Genomic DNA, 21030 nt, shown 5'->3' on the forward strand with positions numbered 1-21030 from the left:
CAGACAACCACGGGTTTGCCCCAGCGCGCGCAGCGCCCCAGGGGGCTGCGCGCGCTTCAGCCCTGGGCGTCAGGAGGGGGTCTGGGCGCTGGTGTCGGGTGCTCCGCCCCCCAGTGCCTTGTACAGCGACACCTGGTTTTGCACTTGCGCCAGCCGGACCTGCACCACGGCCTGCTGGGCCGTGAACAGCGAGCGTTGTGCGTCCAGCAGGTCCAGATAGCTGGCCACGCCGTTGCGGTATCGCAGGTCGGCCAGTTGCAGGCGCGCGGCTTCTGCCTGAGCCTGCTGTTGCTGGGCCTGGGCCTGTTCGCCCAGGGTGGCTTGCCCGGCCAGCGCGTCCGAGACTTCGCGGAACGCGGTCTGGATGGCCTTTTCGTACTGCGCCACGGCAATCTCCCGACCGACCCGGGCGCTGTCCAGATTGGCCTGATTGCGGCCCGCGTCAAAAATGGGCAACAGCAGCGATGGCGCGATGGTGAAGCCCCAGGAGCCGTTCTTGAACAGGCCGGACAACTCGCCGCTGGCGGTGCCTGCCTGCGCTGTCAGGGAGATGCGCGGGAAAAACGCCGCCCGCGCCGCGCCAATGTTGGCGTTGGCTCCGATGAGCTGCTGCTCCGCCTGGCGGATGTCCGGCCGGCGGGTGAGCAGCTCTGACGGCACGCCAGCAGGCAGCGGTGCCATCGCAGGCGCGTCGGCCAGCTTGCCACCCGCCAGACTGGCGCGCACGTCCTGAGGCAGTGCTTGGCCTAGCAGCAGAACCAGCGCGTTTTCGTCGAGCGCGCGCTGGCGCTGTTGCTGTGCCAGCGTAGCGCGGGCCGCCTGGGTGAGCGACTCTGCCTGGCGGAAGTCGAGCTCAGAGGCCACGCCCGCGTCCAGGCGCATCTTGGTCAGGCGCACCGACTCCTCGCGCGAGGCAAGGGTCTGGCGTGACAGGTCCAGCAGTTCCTCGTCGGCCAGCAGCGTCAGCCAGCCATTGGCCACCGCCGCCACCAGGCTCACCTGGGCGGCGTTGCGGCCTTCTTCAGTGGCGAAGTATTGGGCGAGCGCCTGTTCCTTGAGGCTGGCAATGCGGCCAAAGAAGTCGATCTCCCAGGCGGATACGGCCAGACCCACGCTGAACGAGTTGGTCAGGTTACCGGTGCCCGCAGCGGGCGCCCGGCTGGCATTGGCCGCCAGGCCCACGCCCGGGTACAGGTCGGCACGGCGCACTTGGTAGGTGGCCCGGGCCTGCTCGATGTTGAGCATGGCCACCCGCAGGTCGCGGTTGTTGGCCAGCGCAATGCCGATGAGCTGCTGCAGGCGTGGCTCGGCAAAGTAGTTCTGCCAGGGCACGGTTGCGCCCGGCTGAACCGCTGCGCCGTCCGTCGTTGCTGCAGCGCCGGCGTAAGTGGCAGGGACGGGAGGCTGAGGACGCTCGTATGTCGGAATGAACGAGCAGCCCGCCAGCAGCGCCGCCGCTGCGGCCGCTGCCAGCGCCAGGGGGGTACGGCGGTGTTTAGTCATGGGTTCCAACTCCTGCTTCTTCTGCATGGCGGCGGTTCATTTCCTGCTGGCGTGCGCTGCCCTTGAACAGGCTGCGCACCACCACAAAGAACACGGGCACAAAGAACACGGCCAGGGCGGTGCCGGTGACCATGCCACCCAGCACGCCAGTGCCGATGGCCCGCTGGCTGGCAGAGCCTGCGCCCGACGCAACCACCAGTGGCAGAACACCCAAGCCGAACGCCATCGAGGTCATCACGATAGGACGGAACCGCAGGTGCGCGGCGGCCAGCGCCGACTCGATCACGCCCTTGCCTTGGGCCTGCAGGTCCTTGGCGAACTCGATGATCAGGATGGCGTTTTTCGCCGACAGGCCAATGATGGTGATCAGGCCCACCTGGAAGTACACGTCATTGGCATAGCCGCGCAGCAACGTGGCCAGCAGCACGCCCAGCACGCCCAGGGGCACCACCAGGATCACGGCCAGCGGGATCGACCAGCTCTCGTACAGCGCGGCCAGGCACAGGAATACCGCCAGGATGGCAAAGCTGTACAGGATGAGCGACTGCGAGCCTGCCAGCTTTTCTTCGCGCGACTGGCCGGTCCATTCAAAACCGAAGCCTTGGGGCAGTTGGCCCGCGAGCTTCTCCATCTCGGCCATGGCAGCTCCCGTGCTGTAGCCCGGCGCGGGCGAGCCGGAAATGCGCATGGCTGGGTAGCCGTTGTAGCGCACAGTTTGCTGCGCGCCGGTCACCCAGCGCGTGGTTGCGAACGCCGACAGCGGCACCGGTTTGCCCTGGCTGTTGGTGGCATTGATCTGCAGCAGATCGTCGGGCTGCATGCGCGCCGGCGCATCGGCCTGCACCACCACCCGCTGCAGGCGGCCCTGGTTGGGGAAGTCGTTCACATAGCTGGAGCCCAGCGCGGTGGACAGCGCGGAGTTGATGGCATCAAACGGCACACCCAGCGCGTTGGCTTTGTCGCGGTCTATGTCGATCTGCAACTGCGGAGCGTCTTCCAGACCATCGGGGCGCAGTTGCGTGAGCACCTTGCTCTGCGAGGCCATGCCCAGCAACTGATTGCGGGCTTTCACCAGGGCCTCGTGCCCCGCGCCGCCACGGTCCTGCAGGCGGAATGTGAAGCCGCTGGCGTTGCCCAGCTCGGGAATGGGAGGCGGGCTCAGCGGAAAGATGAACGCATCGCGAATACCCATCAGCGCACCGAAGGCGCGGTTGGCCACGTCCTGTGCCGACTGGCCGGGGCCATGGCGCTCGCTCCAGTCCTTTAGGGTCACAAAGGCGAGGGCCGCGTTCTGCCCCTGGCCGGAGAAGCTGAAGCCCAGCACGCCCACCATGCTTTGCACCTCGGGCTGCTTGAGGATGAAGCCTTCGACCTGCTCCATCACGGCCAGCGTACGCTCCTGCGTGGCGCCCGGTGGCAATTGCACGTTGACGATGATGTTGCCCTGGTCTTCGCTGGGCAGGAACGAGGTCGGCAGGCGCATGTAGACCACGGTCACAGCACCGATGATGGCTGCGTAGATCACCAGGTAACGCGCGGCGCGCCGCAGCATGCGGGCCACAAAGCCCTCGTAGCCTTTGGCAGTGCGCGAAAAGCCGCGATTGAACCAGCCAAAGAAGCCAGTCTTCTCGTGGTGATGCCCCGCCTCGACCGGCTTGAGCAGGGTGGCGCACAGTGCCGGTGTGAGCGACAGGGCCATGAAGGCTGAGAAGCCAATGGATGCCACCATCACCGCCGAGAACTGGCGGTAGATGTTGCCCGTGGAACCTGCAAAAAATGCCAGCGGCACGAACACCGAGATCAGCACCACCGTCACGCCAATGATGGCGCCCGAAATCTGGCGCATGGCCTTGCGCGTGGCTTCCAGCGGCGACAGGCCTTCTTCGCTCATGATGCGCTCAACGTTCTCCACCACCACGATGGCGTCGTCCACCACGATGCCGATCACCAGCACCATGCCAAACATGGTCAGCACGTTGATCGAGAACCCCAGCGCCAGCAGTGTGGCAAACGTACCCAGCAGCGCAATCGGCACCACGATCGTCGGGATGATGGTGTAGCGCCAGTTCTGCAGAAACAGGAACATCACCAGGAACACCAACACCACGGCCTCGACCAGTGTTTCTGCGACCTGCTTGATGGAGATGTCCACGAAGCGCGAGCTGTCGTAAGGAATGCTCCAGCTCATACCTTCGGGGAAGTAGCGTGACAGCTCATCCATCTTCGCGCGCACGTCCTTGGCGGCCTCCAGTGCGTTACCGCTGGGCGACAGCTGAACGCCGATGCCCACGGCGGGCTTTCCGTTCAGGCGTGCGGCGGTGGCGTAGGCCTGGCCGCCCAGTTCCACACGCGCCACATCCTTGATGCGCACGGTGGAGCCATCGGTGTTGGCACGCAGCACGACGTTGCCGAACTGTTCAACGCTGGACAGTTGCCCATTGACCACCACGGTGGCGGCAATGCCTTGGCCTGCGACATTGGGCAGGTCCCCAATGGTGCCACTGGCCACCTGGGCGTTCTGGGCGCGGATGGCGGCGGTGATCTCTGCTGCCGACAGGTTGTAGCTCACCATCTTGGCCGGATCGATCCAGATGCGCATGGCGCGCTCCGTGCCAAACAGCTGGGCCTGGCCAATGCCTTTGAGGCGTTGCAGTTCTGGCACCACGTTGCGCGACGCATAGTCACCCAAGGCCACGGTGTCGGTGGCCGGGTTGCTGGACGACAGCATGGTGAACAGCAGGAAGTTGGAGCGCGACTTGTCCACGCGCACCCCCTGTTGTGTCACGGCAGAAGGCAGGCGCGGCGTGGCCCGTGAAAGCCGGTTTTGCACGTCCACCTGCGCCAGGTCGGCATTGGTGCCGGGCTGGAAACTCAGCGTGATGCTGCCGGAACCATCGGCCTGCGCGACCGATTCCATGTAGATCAGCCCGGGGGAGCCGTTCATCTCGCGTTCGATGACCGACAGCACGCTGTCTTCGAGGGTTTGCGCCGATGCGCCAGGGTAGGCCGCGTTGATGACGATGGACGGTGGTGCCACCGGCGGGTACTGGGCAATGGGTAGCTGCGTGATGGCTACACCGCCCATCACCATGATGAACAGCGCAATCACCCACGCAAAGATGGGGCGGTCAATGAAAAATTTGGCCATGCTGGATTGCCCCTTATGGCTTGGATGCGGCCGAAGCGGGCACTGCCGGCGCCTCTGCGGAGGCTGGCGCTGAGGCAGTCGCTGCTGCCGGCGCAGGCGTGCCTGGTGCTTGCCATGGAACGGGCTTTACCGGGGTTCCGGGAGGCAGCATCTGCAGCTTCTGGAAGCCGTCCACCATCACTTTTTCACCCGCCTTCAGACCGTCCAGCACCACCCAGCGGTTGTTCTGTGCGGCACTGATCTTGACGGTGCGCTGCGACACCTTGCCGTCCTCGCCAACCACGCTGACCGTGTCGCCCTGCTGGGTGCGCGTGACAGCCTGCTGGGGCAGGGTGATGGCGTTGCTGGCCCGTGCCTGTTCAATCCGCACACGCAGATACAGTCCGGGCAGCAGCTCGCCCTTGGGATTGGGCACCTCTGCGCGCAGGGTGACCTGGCCGGTGGTGGAGTCCACCGACAAGTCCGTGAACAGCAGCTTGCCAGCTTGTGCGTATTCAGATCCGTCGCTGAGCACCAGCTTGACGCTGGCTGCCTGGCTGCCGCCAGCGCGCTTGAACTGCCCACTTTCCATAGCGCGCCGCAGTTGGAAGACGTCACCGGCCGATTGGGTGAAGTTCACGTACACCGGGTCAACCTGCTGCACCACAGCCAATGCGGTCGCTTCGCCCTGGCCGACCAAGGCGCCTTCGGTGACCAGTGCGCGGCCAATGCGGCCGGAGATGGGGGAGGTCACGCTGGCATAGCTGAGGTTGATGTCGGCGGTGCGCACAGCAGCCTTGGCGGCCGCCACGTCGGCCTGGGCTTGTTTCTCGGCCGCCTCTGCGTTTACAAAGTCCTGCTTGCTGATGGCATTGGCTGCAACCAGGGGGCGATAGCGCTCAGCTTGTGCGCTGGCCTGTGCCAGATTGGCCTGGGCCTTGGCGAGGCTGGCGCGCGCGCTCTCCACAGCAGCGGCGTAGGGAGCGGGATCAATGCGGAACAGCACCTGCCCGGCCTTGACGTCGCTACCTTCCTTGAACACGCGCTGCTGCAGGATGCCGGCGGCCCGTGCGCGTACTTGGGCCACCCGAGACGCCTCCACGCGGCCAGGTAGTTCGGTGATCAGCCCCACGTCGCCTGGCGTGGCGGTAACGACTCCCACTTCGACCGGGGGCGGCTTGGGGCCGCCTGCCCCGGCGGCCTGTCCATCGGCCTTGCCGCAGGCGGACACAAGCAGTACTGCTGCGCTGATGGCAGCCAGCGAAAGCACTCGTCGGGTGGTAGTGGCACGCAAGTAAGGGGTGCCGGATGCGTCACGCAGTTGAGGCATGAGAGTCCTTTGGGTGGGCGTCAAAAAAAGGGATCTGGAAAAAACGTGGAAGGTCTAGAGCGCTTCGCTCAATGCCCCGACAGTTTGATCAGAAATTATACATACAGACATGAATGTATAATTGTCGACTGATGCAGATGCCCCTAGGCATTCGTAGGGGTTTTGGAGACTCAACAGGATGTTTGACTATGGCGCGCCGGACAAAGGAAGATGCAATCGCAACCCGCAACGGGTTGATCGATGCGGCTGAGTTGGTGTTTCGGGAAAAGGGGGTGTCCCGCGCGTCGCTGGGTGATATTGCCCAGGCTGCGGGAGCCACGCGTGGTGCGATCTACTGGCACTTCAAGGACAAGGTGGACCTGTTTAGCGCCATGATGGACCGTGTCACGCTGCCGTTGGAGCAGGGTTTTGCCAGTTTTGAAGACAGCACCTGCGCTGATCCTGTGCAACGCCTCCGGGCGGTGATGGCGCTGGTGCTGCGCAGTGTGGCCTCGGACGAGCACACCCGAAGGGTCTTCGAGATTGCGTTGTACAAGGTGGAATACGTGAACGAGCTGATGGGGCTGCGCGAGCGCCATGTGGCGGCCTCCGAAGGGTTTACGCAGCAGCTGGCGCGCGACTTTGCGCTGGCTGCTGAGTCGCAAGGGGTGGTGCTGTCGATGTCGGCGATGGACGCGGCCATCAGCCTGCATGCCCTTTTTGATGGGCTGATCCGCAACTGGATTCTGAATGACGGTGGCTTTGATCTCATTGGCGTAGGTGGCGCCAGCACCGACGCATTTTTGCGTGGTGTGGGGTTGTCGCTGGCCGTAACGAAAGTGCCTGCTGCATCCTGCGGTGGCTGAGCGCCAGGGCTTTGTTTGTTTGGATGCTTGCCGCGTGCAATAATCAAAGGCTGCGTCAATCAGAGGTATGCGGCTGTAGCTCAGTGGATAGAGTATTGGCCTCCGAAGCCAAGGGTCGTGGGTTCGATCCCCGCCAGCCGCACCAACGGTACATGCAGCAGCGAGCGCTTGCGGCGTTTGCGAAGAGCGTCAAATGCGTTTAATTTCTGAATGCGTAAAAATTTGGTGCTATAATTCGAAATTCTCCGGAGGGGTGCCCGAGTGGCTAAAGGGGGCAGACTGTAAATCTGTTGGCTTACGCCTACACTGGTTCGAATCCAGTCCCCTCCACCAGTGAGTGAGCAGTGTTGAGAGTGATGCTTGACTTTGTGAGTGCAAAGTTGGGTTCGCAAAGGCCGGTGGTCTGCGCGGGAGTAGTTCAATGGTAGAACCCTAGCCTTCCAAGCTAATGACGCGGGTTCGATTCCCGTCTCCCGCTCCATTGTTTGTTGTGCTGGTTTGTTGAGTAGAGATTTTTGGTGTTGTGCGAGCGGCGCCAATTGCCCATGTGGCTCAGTGGTAGAGCACTCCCTTGGTAAGGGAGAGGTCGCGGGTCCGATTCCCGCCATGGGCACCATTTTCTGGTGCGTCCGGTTCTGGTTGCGCCGAGATCCTGTTGTGTTGATTTAGATTTTTTTCGGAGTCGGAAAAATGGCAAAAGGAAAATTCGAGCGGACCAAGCCCCACGTGAACGTGGGCACGATCGGTCACGTGGACCATGGCAAGACGACGCTGACGGCAGCTATCGCTACCGTGCTGTCCGCCAAGTTCGGCGGCGAAGCCAAGGCCTACGACCAGATCGACGCTGCGCCCGAAGAAAAGGCCCGCGGTATCACGATCAACACCGCCCACGTGGAATACGAAACGGCCAACCGCCACTACGCTCACGTGGACTGCCCCGGCCACGCCGACTATGTGAAGAACATGATCACCGGCGCTGCCCAGATGGACGGCGCTATCCTGGTCTGCTCCGCTGCTGACGGCCCAATGCCCCAGACCCGCGAGCACATCCTGCTGGCTCGCCAAGTGGGCGTGCCCTACATCATCGTGTTCCTGAACAAGTGCGACATGGTGGACGACGAAGAACTGCTGGAACTCGTCGAAATGGAAGTACGCGAACTCCTGGACAAGTACGACTTCCCAGGCGACGACACCCCCATCATCCGTGGCTCTGCCAAGCTCGCCCTGGAAGGCGACAAGGGCAAGCTGGGTGAAGAAGCCATCATGAAGCTGGCCGAAGCCCTGGACACCTACATCCCCACGCCTGAGCGCGCTGTGGACGGCGCCTTCCTGATGCCCGTGGAAGACGTGTTCTCCATCTCTGGCCGCGGCACCGTGGTGACCGGTCGCGTGGAACGCGGCATCATCAAGGTCGGCGAAGAAATCGAAATCGTGGGTATCCGCGACACGCAAAAGACCACCTGCACCGGCGTGGAAATGTTCCGCAAGCTGCTGGACCAAGGCCAAGCTGGCGACAACGTCGGCCTGCTGCTGCGCGGTACCAAGCGCGAAGACGTGGAGCGTGGCCAAGTGCTGTGCAAGCCCGGCTCGATCAAGCCCCATACCCACTTCACGGCTGAGGTGTATGTGCTGAGCAAGGACGAAGGCGGTCGCCACACTCCTTTCTTCAACAACTACCGTCCCCAGTTCTACTTCCGCACGACCGACGTGACTGGCGCCATCGAGCTGCCAGCCGACAAGGAAATGGTCATGCCTGGTGACAACGTGTCGATCACTGTGAAGCTGATCAACCCCATCGCCATGGAAGAAGGCCTGCGCTTCGCTATCCGCGAAGGCGGTCGTACCGTGGGCGCTGGCGTCGTGGCCAAGATCATTGCTTAATCAAGCAAGGTATACAGGGGTATAGCTCAATTGGCAGAGCGTCGGTCTCCAAAACCGAAGGTTGTAGGTTCGATTCCTACTGCCCCTGCCACTTGAATGTGGCCCCCAACAAGCCCGCCAGACCCTGGCGGGCTTCGGTGTCTTAAGTGATGCCGTGACTAGGAAGCAGGAAATACTCAAAGATGGCCACTTCACAGGTTGAAACTGTCAATACAGGCGCAGACAAGGCCAAGCTCGCAGCGGTAGTGGCGTTGGTCATTGCCTCCGTTGCGGGCTTTTATTTGTTGAGCAAGCAAGGCGCTGTCGTGCAGTGGGCGGCATTGATCGTCGGGCTGGTTGCGGCTGCGGCGGTGTTTTTGGTGTCGGAATCTGGGCGCCAGTTCGTCGCGTTTGCCAAAGACGCATGGCGCGAAGTGAAAAAGGTGGTCTGGCCTACGCGCAAGGAAACCTTGCAGATGACGGCCTATGTGTTCGCCTTCGTGGTCATCATGGCGCTTTTTCTGTGGTTCACGGATAAGACGCTGGAGTGGGTCTTGTACGACTTGATTTTGGGTTGGAGAAAGTCATGACGACCGCTGCGGAAATCACGGGAGCACAAGCTCCTGCAGGCGCTTCTGCCTCGGCCAATCCAGACCTGCGCTGGTACATCGTCCATGCCTATTCAGGCATGGAAAAAGCGGTCGAACGCAACATTCAGGAGCGCATCGGCCGTTCTGGCATGCAAGACAAATTTGGTCGGATCTTGGTGCCGACCGAAGAAGTCGTGGAAATGAAGAACGGCCAACGCAAGACGACGGAGCGTCGCTTGTTCCCCGGCTATGTGTTCGTTGAGATGGTGATGGATGACGATACCTGGCATTTGGTGAAGCACACCAACAAGGTCACGGGTTTCGTGGGCGGCGCCAAGAACAGGCCTGCCCCCATCTCGGAAGACGAGGTGCAAAAGATCGTCAGCCAGATGCAGGAAGGCACCGACAAACCACGCCACAAGATCGAGTTCATGGTGGGTGAGTTGGTGCGCGTCAAGGAAGGTCCTTTCACGGACTTCAATGGCTCTGTCGAGGAAGTCAATTACGAAAAGAGTCGCGTGCGCGTCTCTGTGATGATTTTCGGTCGGTCGACCCCTGTGGAGCTGGAGTTCGGACAGGTCGAAAAGACATAAATCTGTCGAGCACAAGCCTGACTGCCTCGGCAGTCAGGGCAAAGATTTTGGACGCCGCACTTTTCGGCTCGGTGCGGACGTCGTCATAGTGAGTCGTTAACCCGGGGAGCTGGTGATTGCATGGTGCAACACAAGCGTTATGACCCGTCAGGAGTAAAGCATGGCGAAAAAAATCGTCGGTTTTATCAAGCTGCAAGTTCCAGCTGGTAAGGCCAATCCATCCCCACCGATCGGCCCAGCACTGGGTCAACGTGGCCTCAACATCATGGAGTTCTGCAAGGCATTCAATGCGCAGACCCAAGGTGTGGAGCCAGGTCTGCCACTGCCCGTGGTCATCACGGCGTTCGCAGACAAGAGCTTTACCTTCATCATCAAGACGCCGCCTGCGACGACTCTGATCAAGAAGGCCATCAAGCTCGAAAAGGGTTCTTCCAATGCCCTGAAGACCAAGGTTGGCAAGATCACGCGCGAACAGCTCGAAGAGATCGCCAAGACCAAGATGAAGGACATGAACGCCGCTAACGTTGACGCTGCTGTCCGTACGCTGGCTGGTTCCGCACGCTCGATGGGCGTGACGGTGGAGGGTTTGTAAATGGCCAAGTTGACGAAAAAGCAAAAGGCCCTGCAGGGCAAGGTTGACAGCACCAAGCTGTACGCTTTTGCAGACGCAGTGGCGCTCGTGAAAGAAGCTGCAACGGCCAAGTTCGATGAATCCATCGACGTGGCAGTGCAACTGGGCATCGATGCCAAGAAGTCGGACCAAGTGGTGCGTGGCGCCGTGGTGCTGCCCAATGGCACTGGAAAGACGACCCGTGTCGCTGTGTTTGCACAAGGCGCCAAAGCGGAAGAAGCCAAGGCTGCGGGTGCTGACATCGTTGGCATGGACGACCTGGCTGCCATGGTCAAGGCTGGTGACATGCCTTTCGACGTGGTGATTGCTGCCCCCGACGCTATGCGCGTTGTGGGTACGCTGGGCCAGATTCTGGGCCCTCGTGGTCTGATGCCTAACCCCAAGGTTGGCACCGTGACTCCTGACGTTGCCACGGCTGTGAAGAACGCCAAGGCTGGTCAGGTGCAATTCCGCGTGGACAAGGCCGGTATCGTGCACAGCACCATTGGCCGCCGTTCGTTCGACAACGAAAAGCTGCAAGGCAACCTGGCTGCGCTGATCGATGCACTGAACAAGGCCAAGCCAGCTTCGAGCAAGGGTCTGTACCTGCGCAAGGTCGCTGTGTCCTCCACGATGGGCGTTGGTGTCCGCGTGGATACGCAATCCATCGCAGCGTAATTGCGATTGAAATCTTCGGGCCTTTTTCAAAGGGCCTGATGTGGTGGGCTGTGGGTGGTGCAATACCTGCCTGCAGGCCATCCAAGACCGTTGGTGTGTGGCTCGCCGCACTTAATCCCCTTGCGGGGCCAACGCAGATGGCGATCCCGCTGCAGATGGAATTCGTTCCGAAACAGTTGATCGCTGCAACAAGAGCGCGCAGGAGGGTGCAAGCCTGAGTGCGCAATTTAAGGAGTAGACCTTGAGTCTTAATCGCAGTGAGAAAGAAGCGGTCATCAGTGAAGTGACCAGCCTCGCCGCTAAAGCTCAAACGCTTGTGATCGCGGAATACCGTGGCATCACGGTCGCCGACATGACCAAACTGCGCGTTGATGCTCGCAGCAAGGGTGTGAGCCTGAGTGTTCTGAAGAACACCCTGGCCCGCCGTGCTGTGGCAGGCAGCCAGTTTGACGTGGTGGCAGACCAGATGACCGGTCCCCTGATCTATGGCTTCTCCGAAGACGCCGTGGCTGCCGCGAAAGTGGTGGCTGACTTTGCGAAGACCAACGACAAGTTGGTGATTCGCGGTGGCGCTTTCGGTGGTAAAGCCCTGGACGTCAACGGCGTGAAGCAACTGGCCAACATTCCTTCCAAGGAAGTTCTGCTGGCTCAGATTTGTGGCTTGCTTATGTCCCCCATGTCGCGTACAGCCGTTGTGCTGGGCGCACTGGCGGCGAAAAAAGGCGAAGGCGCAGCCGCACCGGCCGCCGAACCTGCAGCAGCTTGATAGCTGGGCAGTCAACCAACACAATTGTTAGGAAATCAAAATGGCATTCGATAAAGACGCATTTTTGACCGCGCTGGACAGCATGACGGTTCTGGAACTCAATGACCTGGTGAAGGCCATTGAAGAGAAGTTTGGCGTGAGCGCTGCAGCTATGGCTGCTCCTGCTGCCGCTGGTGGTGGCGCTGGCGCCGCTGCTGCTGAAGAAAAGACGGAATTCAACGTGGTGCTGACCGAAGCCGGCGCCAACAAGGTGTCCGTCATCAAGGCAGTGCGCGAAATCACCGGCCTGGGCCTCAAGGAAGCCAAGGACCTGGTGGACGGCGCTCCCAAGAACGTCAAGGAAGGCATTGCCAAGGCCGACGCCGAAGCAGCCGTCAAGAAGCTGGTGGAAGCCGGCGCCAAGGCCGAACTCAAGTAATTCGGTCTTGCTCAAGGGCTGGAGTGCTCCTCAAAGGGCCTCCAGCCTTTGGTGCTTTCAGAGAGCACCCGTAAGCCCCGTCTGCAACGAGGCTTTCGAGTGTCTTCTGACAACCCCGACAGCAGAAGACGCCTTGGTTCGGGTGATGTGCAACGCATCACCGTCCGCCATGGTTGGTAGTGGCCAACCGCCAAGCCCGTAAGGACCACGCTCCTTGCGGGTCAGTCGTCGAAGACCCAGGACTCATGTCTTTGCCCGGAGATCTCATGGCCTATTCCTACACCGAACGCAAGCGAATTCGCAAAAGTTTCGGCACCCGCGATAGCGTGCTCGAAGTTCCTTATCTGCTGCAGATGCAGAAGGACGCATACACCGCTTTCCTGCAGGCAGATACAGCACCCCAGAAAAGAACCATCGAAGGCCTTCAGGCTGCATTCGACGCTGCCTTCCCCATCGTCTCCCACAACGGTTTTGTGGAGATGAAGTTCATAGAGTACAACCTGGCAAAGCCGGCCTTCGATGTGCGTGAGTGCCAGACCCGTGGTCTGACGTTCGCCTCGGCCGTGCGCGCCAAGGTGCAACTGATCATCTATGACCGCGAGTCCTCGACGTCGCAGTCCAAGGTGGTCAAGGAAGTGAAGGAGCAAGAGGTCTACATGGGTGAAGTGCCCCTGATGACCGACAAGGGCTCGTTCATCATCAACGGCACGGAGCGCGTGATCGTGTCGCAGCTGCACCGTTCGCCAGGCGTGTTTTTCGAGCATGACAAGGGCAAGACCCACAGCTCGGGCAAGTTGCTGTTCTCGGCTCGGATCATCCCGTACCGCGGCTCCTGGCTCGACTTCGAGTTCGACCCCAAGGACATCCTGTACTTCCGCGTGGACCGTCGCCGCAAGATGCCGGTCACGATTCTGCTCAAGGCCATCGGCCTGAACCCTGAGTCCATCCTGGCGAACTTCTTCGTTAACGACAACTTCCGTCTGATGGACAGCGGTGCGCAGATGGAGTTTGTCTCCGAGCGCCTGCGTGGCGAAGTGGCACGTTTCGACATCACCGACAAGTCGGGCAAGGTGGTTGTGGCCAAGGACAAGCGCGTCACGGCCCGTCACACCCGCGAACTGGAGCAGTCTGGCACCACGCACATCAGCGTGCCAGAAGACTTCCTGATTGGCCGTGTGGTCGCTCGCAACATTGTGGACGCCGACACGGGCGAAATCATCGCCAAGGCCAATGAAGAACTGACTGAAGCGCTGCTCAAGAAGCTGCGTACTGCCGGCGTGCAAGACCTGCAGGTCATCTACACGAACGAACTGGACCAAGGCGCCTACATCTCGCAGACCCTGCGCATCGATGAAACGGTGGACGAGTTCGCTGCCCGCGTGGCCATCTACCGCATGATGCGCCCCGGCGAGCCGCCGACAGAAGACGCCGTGCAGGCCCTGTTCCAGCGCCTGTTCTACAACCCCGACACGTACGACCTGTCGCGCGTGGGGCGCATGAAGTTCAACGCCAAGATTGGCCGCGACGAATCCACCGGCCCCATGGTGCTGTCCAACGAAGACATCCTGGCCGTGGTCAAGATCCTGGTGGACCTGCGCAACGGCAACGGCGAAGTCGATGACATCGATCACTTGGGCAACCGCCGCGTGCGCTGCGTGGGCGAACTGGCCGAAAACCAGTACCGCACGGGCCTGGCACGTATCGAAAAGGCCGTGAAGGAGCGTCTGGGTCAGGCCGAGCAAGAGCCGCTGATGCCCCACGACCTGATCAACAGCAAGCCGATCTCGGCCGCCCTGAAGGAATTCTTCGGTGCCTCGCAGCTGTCGCAGTTCATGGACCAGACCAACCCGCTGGCTGAAATCACGCACAAGCGCCGTGTATCTGCCCTCGGCCCAGGCGGTCTGACCCGTGAACGTGCAGGCTTCGAAGTGCGTGACGTGCACGTGACCCACTACGGTCGCGTCTGCCCTATCGAAACGCCTGAAGGTCCCAACATTGGTCTGATCAACTCGCTGGCTCTGTACGCCCGCCTGAACGAGTACGGTTTCATTGAGACCCCGTACCGTCGTGTGGTGGACGGCAAGGTGACCAACGACATCGACTATCTGTCGGCGATCGAAGAAGGCAAATACGTGATTGCGCAGGCCAATGCGCAGCTCGACAAGGACGGTCGTCTGACGGGCGAACTGGTCTCAGCCCGTGAAAAGGGTGAGTCGATTCTGTGCGGCGCAGATCGCGTGCAGTACATGGACGTGTCGCCCGCGCAGATCGTGTCGGTGGCAGCCTCGCTGGTGCCATTCCTGGAGCACGATGACGCGAACCGCGCGTTGATGGGCGCCAACATGTCGCGCCAGGCCGTGCCTGTGCTGCGTCCTGAAAAGCCCCTGGTCGGTACGGGCATCGAACGCGTCGCCGCTGTGGACTCGGGCACCGTGGTGACCGCTACACGTGGTGGTATCGTGGATTACGTGGATGCCACCCGTATCGTGGTCCGCGTGAACGACGACGAAGCCGTGGCCGGTGAAGTGGGTGTGGACATCTACAACCTCATCAAGTACCAGCGTTCCAACCAGAACACCAACATCCACCAGCGTCCTATCGTCAAGAAGGGTGACAAGCTGGTCAAGGGTGACGTCGTGGCCGACGGTGCATCGACGGACTTTGGCGAAATCGCCATCGGCCAGAACATGCTGATCGCGTTCATGCCCTGGAACGGCTACAACTTCGAAGACTCGATCCTGATCTCCGAACGCGTGGTGTCCGAAGACCGCTACACCTCGATCCACATCGAAGAGCTGGTGGTCATGGCTCGCGACACGAAGCTGGGTGCAGAAGAAATCACACGCGACATTCCGAACCTGTCGGAACAGCAACTGAACCGTCTGGACGAGTCCGGCATCATCTACGTGGGCGCCGAAGTGCAACCCGGCGACACGCTGGTCGGCAAGGTCACGCCCAAGGGCGAAACCACCCTCACGCCTGAAGAGAAGCTGCTGCGCGCCATCTTCGGCGAGAAGGCTTCCGACGTGAAGGACACGTCGCTGCGCGTGGACCAGGGTTCGTCCGGCACCGTGATCGACGTGCAGGTGTTCACACGTGAAGGCATCCAGCGCGACAAGCGTGCCCAGCAGATCATCGACGATGAACTCAAGCGCTTCCGTCTGGACCTGAACGATCAGCTGCGCATCGTGGAGGCCGACGCCTTTGATCGTATCGAGAAGCTGCTGACCGGCCGCGTGGCCAACGGCGGCCCACAGAAGCTCGCCAAGGGCACGAAGATCGACAAGGCCTATCTGGCTTCCGTCGAGAAGTTCCACTGGTTCGACATCCGCCCTGCGGAAGACGAAGTCGCCACCCAGCTCGAATCCATCAAGAACGCGCTGGAGCAAACTCGCCACAGCTTCGACCTGGCCTTTGAAGAAAAGCGCAAGAAGCTCACGCAAGGCGACGAGCTGCCTGCTGGCGTGCTCAAGATGGTCAAGGTGTACCTTGCCGTCAAGCGCCGTCTGCAGCCTGGCGACAAAATGGCTGGCCGCCACGGTAACAAGGGTGTGGTGTCCAAGATCGTTCCGGTCGAAGACATGCCCTACATGGCCGACGGCACGCCTGCCGACATCGTTCTGAACCCGCTGGGCGTGCCCTCGCGGATGAACATTGGTCAGGTGCTGGAAGTCCACCTGGGCTGGGCCGGCAAGGGCATTGGTCAGCGCATTGGCAACATGCTCCAGGAGCAGGCCAAGGCGTCCGAGCTGCGCACCTTCCTCGAAGAGGTGTACAACTCGCGCGGCCGCAAGGAAGACCTGTCGCAACTGAGCGACGACGACCTGATGGCCATGGCGGAAAACCTGACGAGTGGTGTGCCTTACGCTACCCCCGTGTTCGATGGTGCTTCGGAAGAAGAAATCAAGGACATGCTCAAGATCGCCTACCCGGACGATATTGCTGAGCGCAAGGGCCTGACACCGACCCGCACACAGGCTTATCTGTTTGATGGCCGCACGGGCGAGCGCTTTGAGCGCCCGACCACCATCGGCTACATGCACTACCTGAAGCTGCACCACTTGGTGGACGACAAGATGCACGCCCGCTCGACCGGTCCTTACTCGCTCGTCACGCAGCAGCCGCTGGGTGGTAAGGCGCAGTTCGGTGGCCAGCGTTTCGGGGAAATGGAAGTGTGGGCGCTGGAAGCTTACGGCGCCGCCTACGTGCTGCAGGAAATGCTGACCGTGAAGTCCGACGACGTCGTGGGCCGTACCAAGGTGTACGAGTCCATCGTCAAGGGCGAACACGCCATCGAAGCCGGCATGCCGGAATCGTTCAACGTGCTGGTCAAGGAAATCCGTTCGCTGGGCCTGGACATCGAGCTGGAACGCTCCTAAGCAGAAAAGGAAAGAGTCACTATGAAATCGCTACTCGACCTGTTCAAGCAATTCACGCCGGACGAGCATTTCGATGCCATCCGCATCGGCATGGCTTCGCCCGAAAAGATCCGTTCGTGGTCTTTCGGCGAAGTGAAGAAGCCCGAAACCATCAACTACCGCACATTCAAGCCCGAGCGTGATGGTCTGTTCTGCGCCAAGATTTTTGGTCCTATCAAGGACTACGAATGCCTGTGCGGCAAGTACAAGCGCCTCAAGCACCGCGGTGTGATCTGCGAGAAGTGCGGCGTTGAAGTCACGCAGACCAAGGTGCGTCGCGAGCGCATGGGCCACATTGATCTGGCCGCGCCTTGCGCTCACATCTGGTTCCTGAAGTCGCTGCCTTCGCGTCTGGGCCTGGTGCTCGACATGACGCTGCGCGACATCGAACGCGTGCTGTACTTTGAAGCCTACGTGGTGACCGACCCCGGCATGACCCCGCTGAAGAAGTTCAGCATCATGTCCGAGGACGACTACGACGCCAAGCGCAAGGAATACGGCGACGAGTTCATCGCCAAGATGGGCGCCGAAGGCATCAAGGACCTGCTGGAATCCATCGACATCGACCTGTCGATCGAACGCCTGCGCGGTGACCTGACCGGCTCCGAAGTCAAGGTCAAGAAGAACGCCAAGCGCCTGAAGGTGCTCGAAGCCTTCAAGAAGTCGGGCATCAAGCCCGAGTGGATGGTGCTCGAAGTGCTGCCAGTGCTGCCACCGGACCTGCGTCCGCTGGTGCCGCTGGACGGCGGCCGCTTCGCGACCTCCGACCTGAATGACCTGTATCGCCGGGTCATCAACCGCAACTCGCGTCTGCGCCGCCTGCTGGAGCTGAAGGCCCCTGAAATCATCGCCCGCAACGAAAAGCGGATGCTGCAGGAAGCCGTCGACTCGCTGCTGGACAACGGCCGCCGTGGCAAGGCCATGACGGGCGCCAACAAGCGCGCGCTGAAGTCGCTGGCCGACATGATCAAGGGCAAGTCCGGCCGTTTCCGCCAGAACTTGCTGGGCAAGCGCGTGGACTACTCCGGTCGTTCCGTGATCACCGTGGGCCCAACGCTCAAGTTGCACCAGTGCGGTCTGCCCAAGCTGATGGCGCTGGAGCTGTTCAAGCCTTTCATCTTCTCGCGCCTCGAAGCCATGGGCATCGCGACGACGATCAAGGCCGCCAAGAAGGAAGTCGAATCCGGCACCCCCGTGGTGTGGGACATCCTGGAAGAGGTCATCAAGGAACACCCCGTGATGCTGAACCGTGCACCTACGCTGCACCGTTTGGGCATCCAGGCCTTTGAACCCATCCTGATCGAAGGCAAGGCCATCCAGCTGCACCCCCTCGTCTGCGCGGCCTTCAACGCCGACTTCGACGGTGACCAGATGGCTGTGCACGTCCCGCTGTCGGTGGAAGCACAAATGGAAGCCCGCACGCTGATGCTGGCCTCCAACAACGTGCTGTTCCCCGCCTCGGGCGAACCCTCCATCGTGCCTTCGCAGGACGTGGTGCTGGGTCTGTACTACGCCACCCGTGACCGTATTAACGGCAAGGGCGAAGGCCTGGTGTTCGCTGACACCGGCGAAGTGCAGCGTGCCCTGGACGCTGGCCAGGTCGAACTGGCTGCCAAGATCACGGTGCGCATGACCGAGTGGACCAAGGACAAGGCCACGGGCGAGTTTGTGCCCTCGACCTCGCTGGTGGAAACCACTGCAGGCCGCGCACTGCTGTCCGAGATCCTGCCCAAGGGCCTGCCGTTCAGCAACATGAACAAGGCGCTGAAGAAGAAGGAAATCTCCAAGCTCATCAACGTGAGCTTCCGCAAGTGCGGCCTGAAGGAAACCGTGGTGTTTGCAGACAAGCTGCTGCAAAACGGTTTCCGCCTGGCTACGCGCGCCGGTATCTCCATTGCCATCGACGACATGCTGGTGCCTCCGCAGAAGGCAGGCATCATTGAGCGCTCCGAGAAGGAAGTCAAAGAGATCGAACAGCAGTACGTGTCCGGTCTGGTGACGTCTGGCGAGCGCTACAACAAGGTGGTGGATATCTGGGGCAAGGCCGGCGACGAAGTGTCCAAGGTGATGATGGCCCAGCTGTCCAAGCAAAAGGTCACCGACCGCCACGGCAAGGAAGTGGACCAGGAGTCTTTCAACTCCATCTACATGATGGCCGACTCCGGTGCCCGCGGCTCTGCTGCCCAGATCCGTCAGGTGGCTGGTATGCGGGGTCTGATGGCCAAGCCAGACGGCTCGATCATCGAGACGCCCATTACCGCGAACTTCCGCGAAGGTCTGAACGTGCTGGAGTACTTCATCTCCACCCACGGTGCCCGTAAGGGTCTGGCCGACACGGCGCTGAAGACGGCGAACTCCGGTTACCTCACCCGCCGTCTGGTGGACGTGACGCAGGACCTGGTTGTGACCGAAGAGGATTGCGGCACGGCCAATGGTTCGCTGATGCGCGCCATCGTCGAAGGCGGTGAAGTGATCGAATCGCTGCGCGAGCGTATCCTGGGCCGCACTGCGGCTGAGGACGTGCTGCACCCCGAGAACCGTGCGGTGCTGGTCGAAGCTGGTGTGATGCTGGACGAAGACCTGATCGAAGAGCTCGAAGCCGCTGGCGTGGACGAAGTGAAGGTGCGCACGGCCCTGACCTGCGAAACCCGCTACGGCCTGTGCGCCAAGTGCTACGGCCGCGACCTGGGCCGCGGTGGCCTGATCAACCTCGGCGAAGCCGTGGGTGTGATCGCTGCCCAGTCCATCGGCGAGCCCGGCACGCAGCTGACCATGCGTACGTTCCACATCGGCGGTGCCGCTTCGCGTGCAGCCATCGCGTCGAGCGTGGAAGCCAAGTCCAACGGCGTGATCGGCTTCAACGCCACGATGCGCTACGTGAGCAACACCAAGGGTGAGCTGGTGGTGATTGCACGTTCGGGTGAAATCATCATCCAGGACGAGCATGGCCGCGAGCGTGAGCGCCACAAGGTGCCTTACGGTGCGACGCTGACGGTGAAGGCCGACCAGCAGATCAAGGCCGGTACGATCCTGGCCAACTGGGATCCGCTGACGCGACCCATCATCACCGAGTTCGCCGGCCAGACCAAGTTCGAGAACGTTGAAGAAGGCCTGACGGTGGCCAAGCAGGTCGATGAAGTGACCGGTCTGTCCACACTGGTGGTGATCGATCCGAAGCGCCGTGGTGCCGCCAAGGTGGTGCGTCCGCAGGTGAAGCTGATCGACGCCCAGGGCAACGAAGTGAAGATCCCTGGTACCGACCACTCGGTGACCATCGGCTTCCAGGTCGGTGCTCTGATCCAGGTGCGCGATGGCCAGGACGTGGGCCCCGGCGAAGTGCTGGCGCGTATTCCGGTCGAAGGCCAGAAGACCCGCGACATTACCGGCGGTCTGCCCCGCGTGGCCGAGCTGTTCGAAGCCCGTACGCCGAAGGACAAGGGCACCCTGGCCGAAATGACCGGTACCGTGTCGTTCGGCAAGGAAACCAAGGGCAAGGTTCGCCTGCAGATCACTGACCCTGAAGGTCGCGTGTTCGAAGAGCTCGTGCCCAAGGAAAAGAACATCCTGGTGCACGAAGGCCAGGTGGTGAACAAGGGCGAATCGATTGTGGACGGCCCGGCCGACCCACAAGACATTCTGCGTTTGCTGGGTATCGAAGAACTCTCGCGCTACATCGTCGATGAAGTGCAGGACGTGTACCGCTTGCAGGGCGTGAAGATCAACGACAAGCACATCGAGGTGATCGTTCGCCAGATGCTGCGCCGCGTCGTGGTCGAGAACGTCGGCGAGTCGAACTACATTGCCGGCGAGCAGGTCGAGCGCTCCGAGATCCTCAACACCAACGAGGCACTGCAGGCCGAGGGCAAGATCCCTGCGACCTACAGCAACCTTTTGCTGGGTATCACGAAGGCATCTCTGTCCACCGACTCGTTCATCTCGGCCGCTTCCTTCCAGGAAACGACCCGCGTGCTTACCGAGGCTGCCATCATGGGCAAGCGCGACGAGCTGCGTGGCCTGAAGGAAAACGTGATCGTGGGTCGCCTGATCCCTGCCGGTACGGGTCTGGCCTACCACCAGGCACGCAAGGCCAAGGATGCCATGGACGACGCCGAGCGCCGCGCCATCGCCGAAGCCGAAGCCGCCGAAATGGCAGCCCAGTCGGACGCCTCGGATGTGGACAGTGGCAGCGTCACTGCCACCGACGCAGCGGCAGACTGATAGAAAACAGCAAGGCCTCCCTCAGGCCCTGCTGCGGTCGCCACAGCGCCCCCGTCCTGTCCCAGGCAGGCCGG

Annotated in this window: 13 protein-coding genes and 5 tRNA genes; 15 read left to right on the top strand and 3 right to left on the bottom strand. The window is 61.4% G+C overall.

All coding sequences use genetic code 11. The annotated features are described in order from the left end of the window. Positions 1 to 69: 69 nt before the first annotated feature. From C8C95_RS11540 to C8C95_RS11550, 3 genes are read right to left on the bottom strand one after another with little or no spacing between them, the layout of a single operon-like run. Complete coding sequence (locus C8C95_RS11540; protein ID WP_116750249.1) at positions 70 to 1503, bottom strand: efflux transporter outer membrane subunit; 1434 nt, start codon at positions 1501 to 1503, stop codon at positions 70 to 72. Continuing rightward, entirely contained in the window at positions 1496 to 4651 is a 3156-nt protein-coding gene (locus C8C95_RS11545) for an efflux RND transporter permease subunit (protein WP_116748678.1), read from the bottom strand. Before C8C95_RS11545 ends, C8C95_RS11540 begins: the two co-directional genes overlap by 8 nt. A 13-nt stretch (positions 4652 to 4664) precedes the next feature. After that, the gene (locus C8C95_RS11550) at positions 4665 to 5960 is read right to left on the bottom strand and encodes an efflux RND transporter periplasmic adaptor subunit (protein ID WP_116748679.1); all 1296 of its coding nucleotides are present in this window, start codon (positions 5958 to 5960) and stop codon (positions 4665 to 4667) included. A 188-nt stretch (positions 5961 to 6148) separates the two neighbouring features. On the opposite strand from C8C95_RS11550, the gene C8C95_RS11555 reads away from it, so the two are divergent. From C8C95_RS11555 to rpoC, 15 genes are all read left to right on the top strand, one after another. After that, the gene (locus C8C95_RS11555) at positions 6149 to 6805 is read left to right on the top strand and encodes a TetR family transcriptional regulator (RefSeq protein ID WP_116748680.1); all 657 of its coding nucleotides are present in this window, start codon (positions 6149 to 6151) and stop codon (positions 6803 to 6805) included. A gap of 69 nt (positions 6806 to 6874) precedes the next feature. Further along, positions 6875 to 6950 (top strand) — tRNA-Arg (locus tag C8C95_RS11560). Between the two features lie 102 nt (positions 6951 to 7052). Then, positions 7053 to 7138: transfer RNA gene (locus C8C95_RS11565), tRNA-Tyr, on the top strand. Positions 7139 to 7212: 74 nt separating this feature from the next. Continuing rightward, a tRNA-Gly gene (locus tag C8C95_RS11570) sits at positions 7213 to 7286 on the top strand. A gap of 60 nt (positions 7287 to 7346) precedes the next feature. Further along, positions 7347 to 7421 (top strand) — tRNA-Thr (locus tag C8C95_RS11575). A 74-nt stretch (positions 7422 to 7495) separates the two neighbouring features. Further along, positions 7496 to 8686 carry an elongation factor Tu gene (tuf, locus tag C8C95_RS11580; protein ID WP_099731469.1) on the top strand — a complete coding sequence of 397 codons (1191 nt, stop codon included), beginning with the start codon at positions 7496 to 7498 and terminating at the stop codon, positions 8684 to 8686. A gap of 15 nt (positions 8687 to 8701) precedes the next feature. Beyond that, a tRNA-Trp gene (locus C8C95_RS11585) sits at positions 8702 to 8777 on the top strand. Positions 8778 to 8868: 91 nt separating this feature from the next. Further along, positions 8869 to 9255 carry a preprotein translocase subunit SecE gene (gene secE, locus C8C95_RS11590; protein WP_056641821.1) on the top strand — a complete coding sequence of 129 codons (387 nt, stop codon included), beginning with the start codon at positions 8869 to 8871 and terminating at the stop codon, positions 9253 to 9255. Further along, on the top strand, positions 9252 to 9848 hold the full coding sequence (gene nusG / locus C8C95_RS11595) for a transcription termination/antitermination protein NusG (protein WP_015012231.1): 597 nt from the start codon (positions 9252 to 9254) through the stop codon (positions 9846 to 9848). Before secE ends, nusG begins: the two co-directional genes overlap by 4 nt. 160 nt (positions 9849 to 10008) lie before the next feature. Beyond that, positions 10009 to 10440: a 50S ribosomal protein L11 gene (gene rplK, locus C8C95_RS11600; RefSeq protein WP_008907082.1), complete on the top strand. Its 432-nt coding sequence runs from the start codon at positions 10009 to 10011 to the stop codon at positions 10438 to 10440. Then, a complete protein-coding gene (gene rplA / locus C8C95_RS11605) occupies positions 10441 to 11136 on the top strand; it encodes a 50S ribosomal protein L1 (RefSeq protein ID WP_056059944.1) in 696 nt (231 codons plus the stop codon). It abuts the gene before it with no gap. 241 nt (positions 11137 to 11377) lie between these two features. Beyond that, complete coding sequence (rplJ, locus tag C8C95_RS11610) at positions 11378 to 11902, top strand: 50S ribosomal protein L10 (RefSeq protein WP_034695835.1); 525 nt, start codon at positions 11378 to 11380, stop codon at positions 11900 to 11902. A 40-nt stretch (positions 11903 to 11942) separates the two neighbouring features. After that, positions 11943 to 12320, top strand: a complete 378-nt coding sequence (gene rplL / locus C8C95_RS11615; RefSeq protein WP_008907085.1) for a 50S ribosomal protein L7/L12 — start codon at positions 11943 to 11945, stop codon at positions 12318 to 12320. A gap of 266 nt (positions 12321 to 12586) precedes the next feature. Beyond that, the gene (gene rpoB / locus C8C95_RS11620; RefSeq protein ID WP_056745841.1) at positions 12587 to 16699 is read left to right on the top strand and encodes a DNA-directed RNA polymerase subunit beta; all 4113 of its coding nucleotides are present in this window, start codon (positions 12587 to 12589) and stop codon (positions 16697 to 16699) included. A gap of 21 nt (positions 16700 to 16720) precedes the next feature. After that, a complete protein-coding gene (rpoC, locus tag C8C95_RS11625) occupies positions 16721 to 20956 on the top strand; it encodes a DNA-directed RNA polymerase subunit beta' (RefSeq protein WP_056745839.1) in 4236 nt (1411 codons plus the stop codon). The last annotated feature ends 74 nt before the right edge of the window (positions 20957 to 21030 follow it).

It is taken from the genome of Acidovorax sp. 99 (genome assembly GCF_003096455.1).
In the GTDB taxonomy this organism is placed as follows: Bacteria; Pseudomonadota; Gammaproteobacteria; order Burkholderiales; family Burkholderiaceae_C; genus Acidovorax; species Acidovorax delafieldii.

Excerpts from the sequence above, each read along its gene's own strand:
- C8C95_RS11540 (WP_116750249.1), bottom strand. The coding sequence starts at position 1,503 with ATGACTAAACACCGCCGTACCCCCCTGGCGCTGGCAGCGGCCGCAGCG.
- C8C95_RS11545 (WP_116748678.1), bottom strand. The coding sequence starts at position 4,651 with ATGGCCAAATTTTTCATTGACCGCCCCATCTTTGCGTGGGTGATTGCG.
- C8C95_RS11550 (WP_116748679.1), bottom strand. The coding sequence starts at position 5,960 with ATGCCTCAACTGCGTGACGCATCCGGCACCCCTTACTTGCGTGCCACT.
- C8C95_RS11555 (WP_116748680.1), top strand. The coding sequence starts at position 6,149 with ATGGCGCGCCGGACAAAGGAAGATGCAATCGCAACCCGCAACGGGTTG.
- tuf (WP_099731469.1), top strand. The coding sequence starts at position 7,496 with ATGGCAAAAGGAAAATTCGAGCGGACCAAGCCCCACGTGAACGTGGGC.
- secE (WP_056641821.1), top strand. The coding sequence starts at position 8,869 with ATGGCCACTTCACAGGTTGAAACTGTCAATACAGGCGCAGACAAGGCC.
- nusG (WP_015012231.1), top strand. The coding sequence starts at position 9,252 with ATGACGACCGCTGCGGAAATCACGGGAGCACAAGCTCCTGCAGGCGCT.
- rplK (WP_008907082.1), top strand. The coding sequence starts at position 10,009 with ATGGCGAAAAAAATCGTCGGTTTTATCAAGCTGCAAGTTCCAGCTGGT.
- rplA (WP_056059944.1), top strand. The coding sequence starts at position 10,441 with ATGGCCAAGTTGACGAAAAAGCAAAAGGCCCTGCAGGGCAAGGTTGAC.
- rplL (WP_008907085.1), top strand. The coding sequence starts at position 11,943 with ATGGCATTCGATAAAGACGCATTTTTGACCGCGCTGGACAGCATGACG.
- rpoB (WP_056745841.1), top strand. The coding sequence starts at position 12,587 with ATGGCCTATTCCTACACCGAACGCAAGCGAATTCGCAAAAGTTTCGGC.
- rpoC (WP_056745839.1), top strand. The coding sequence starts at position 16,721 with ATGAAATCGCTACTCGACCTGTTCAAGCAATTCACGCCGGACGAGCAT.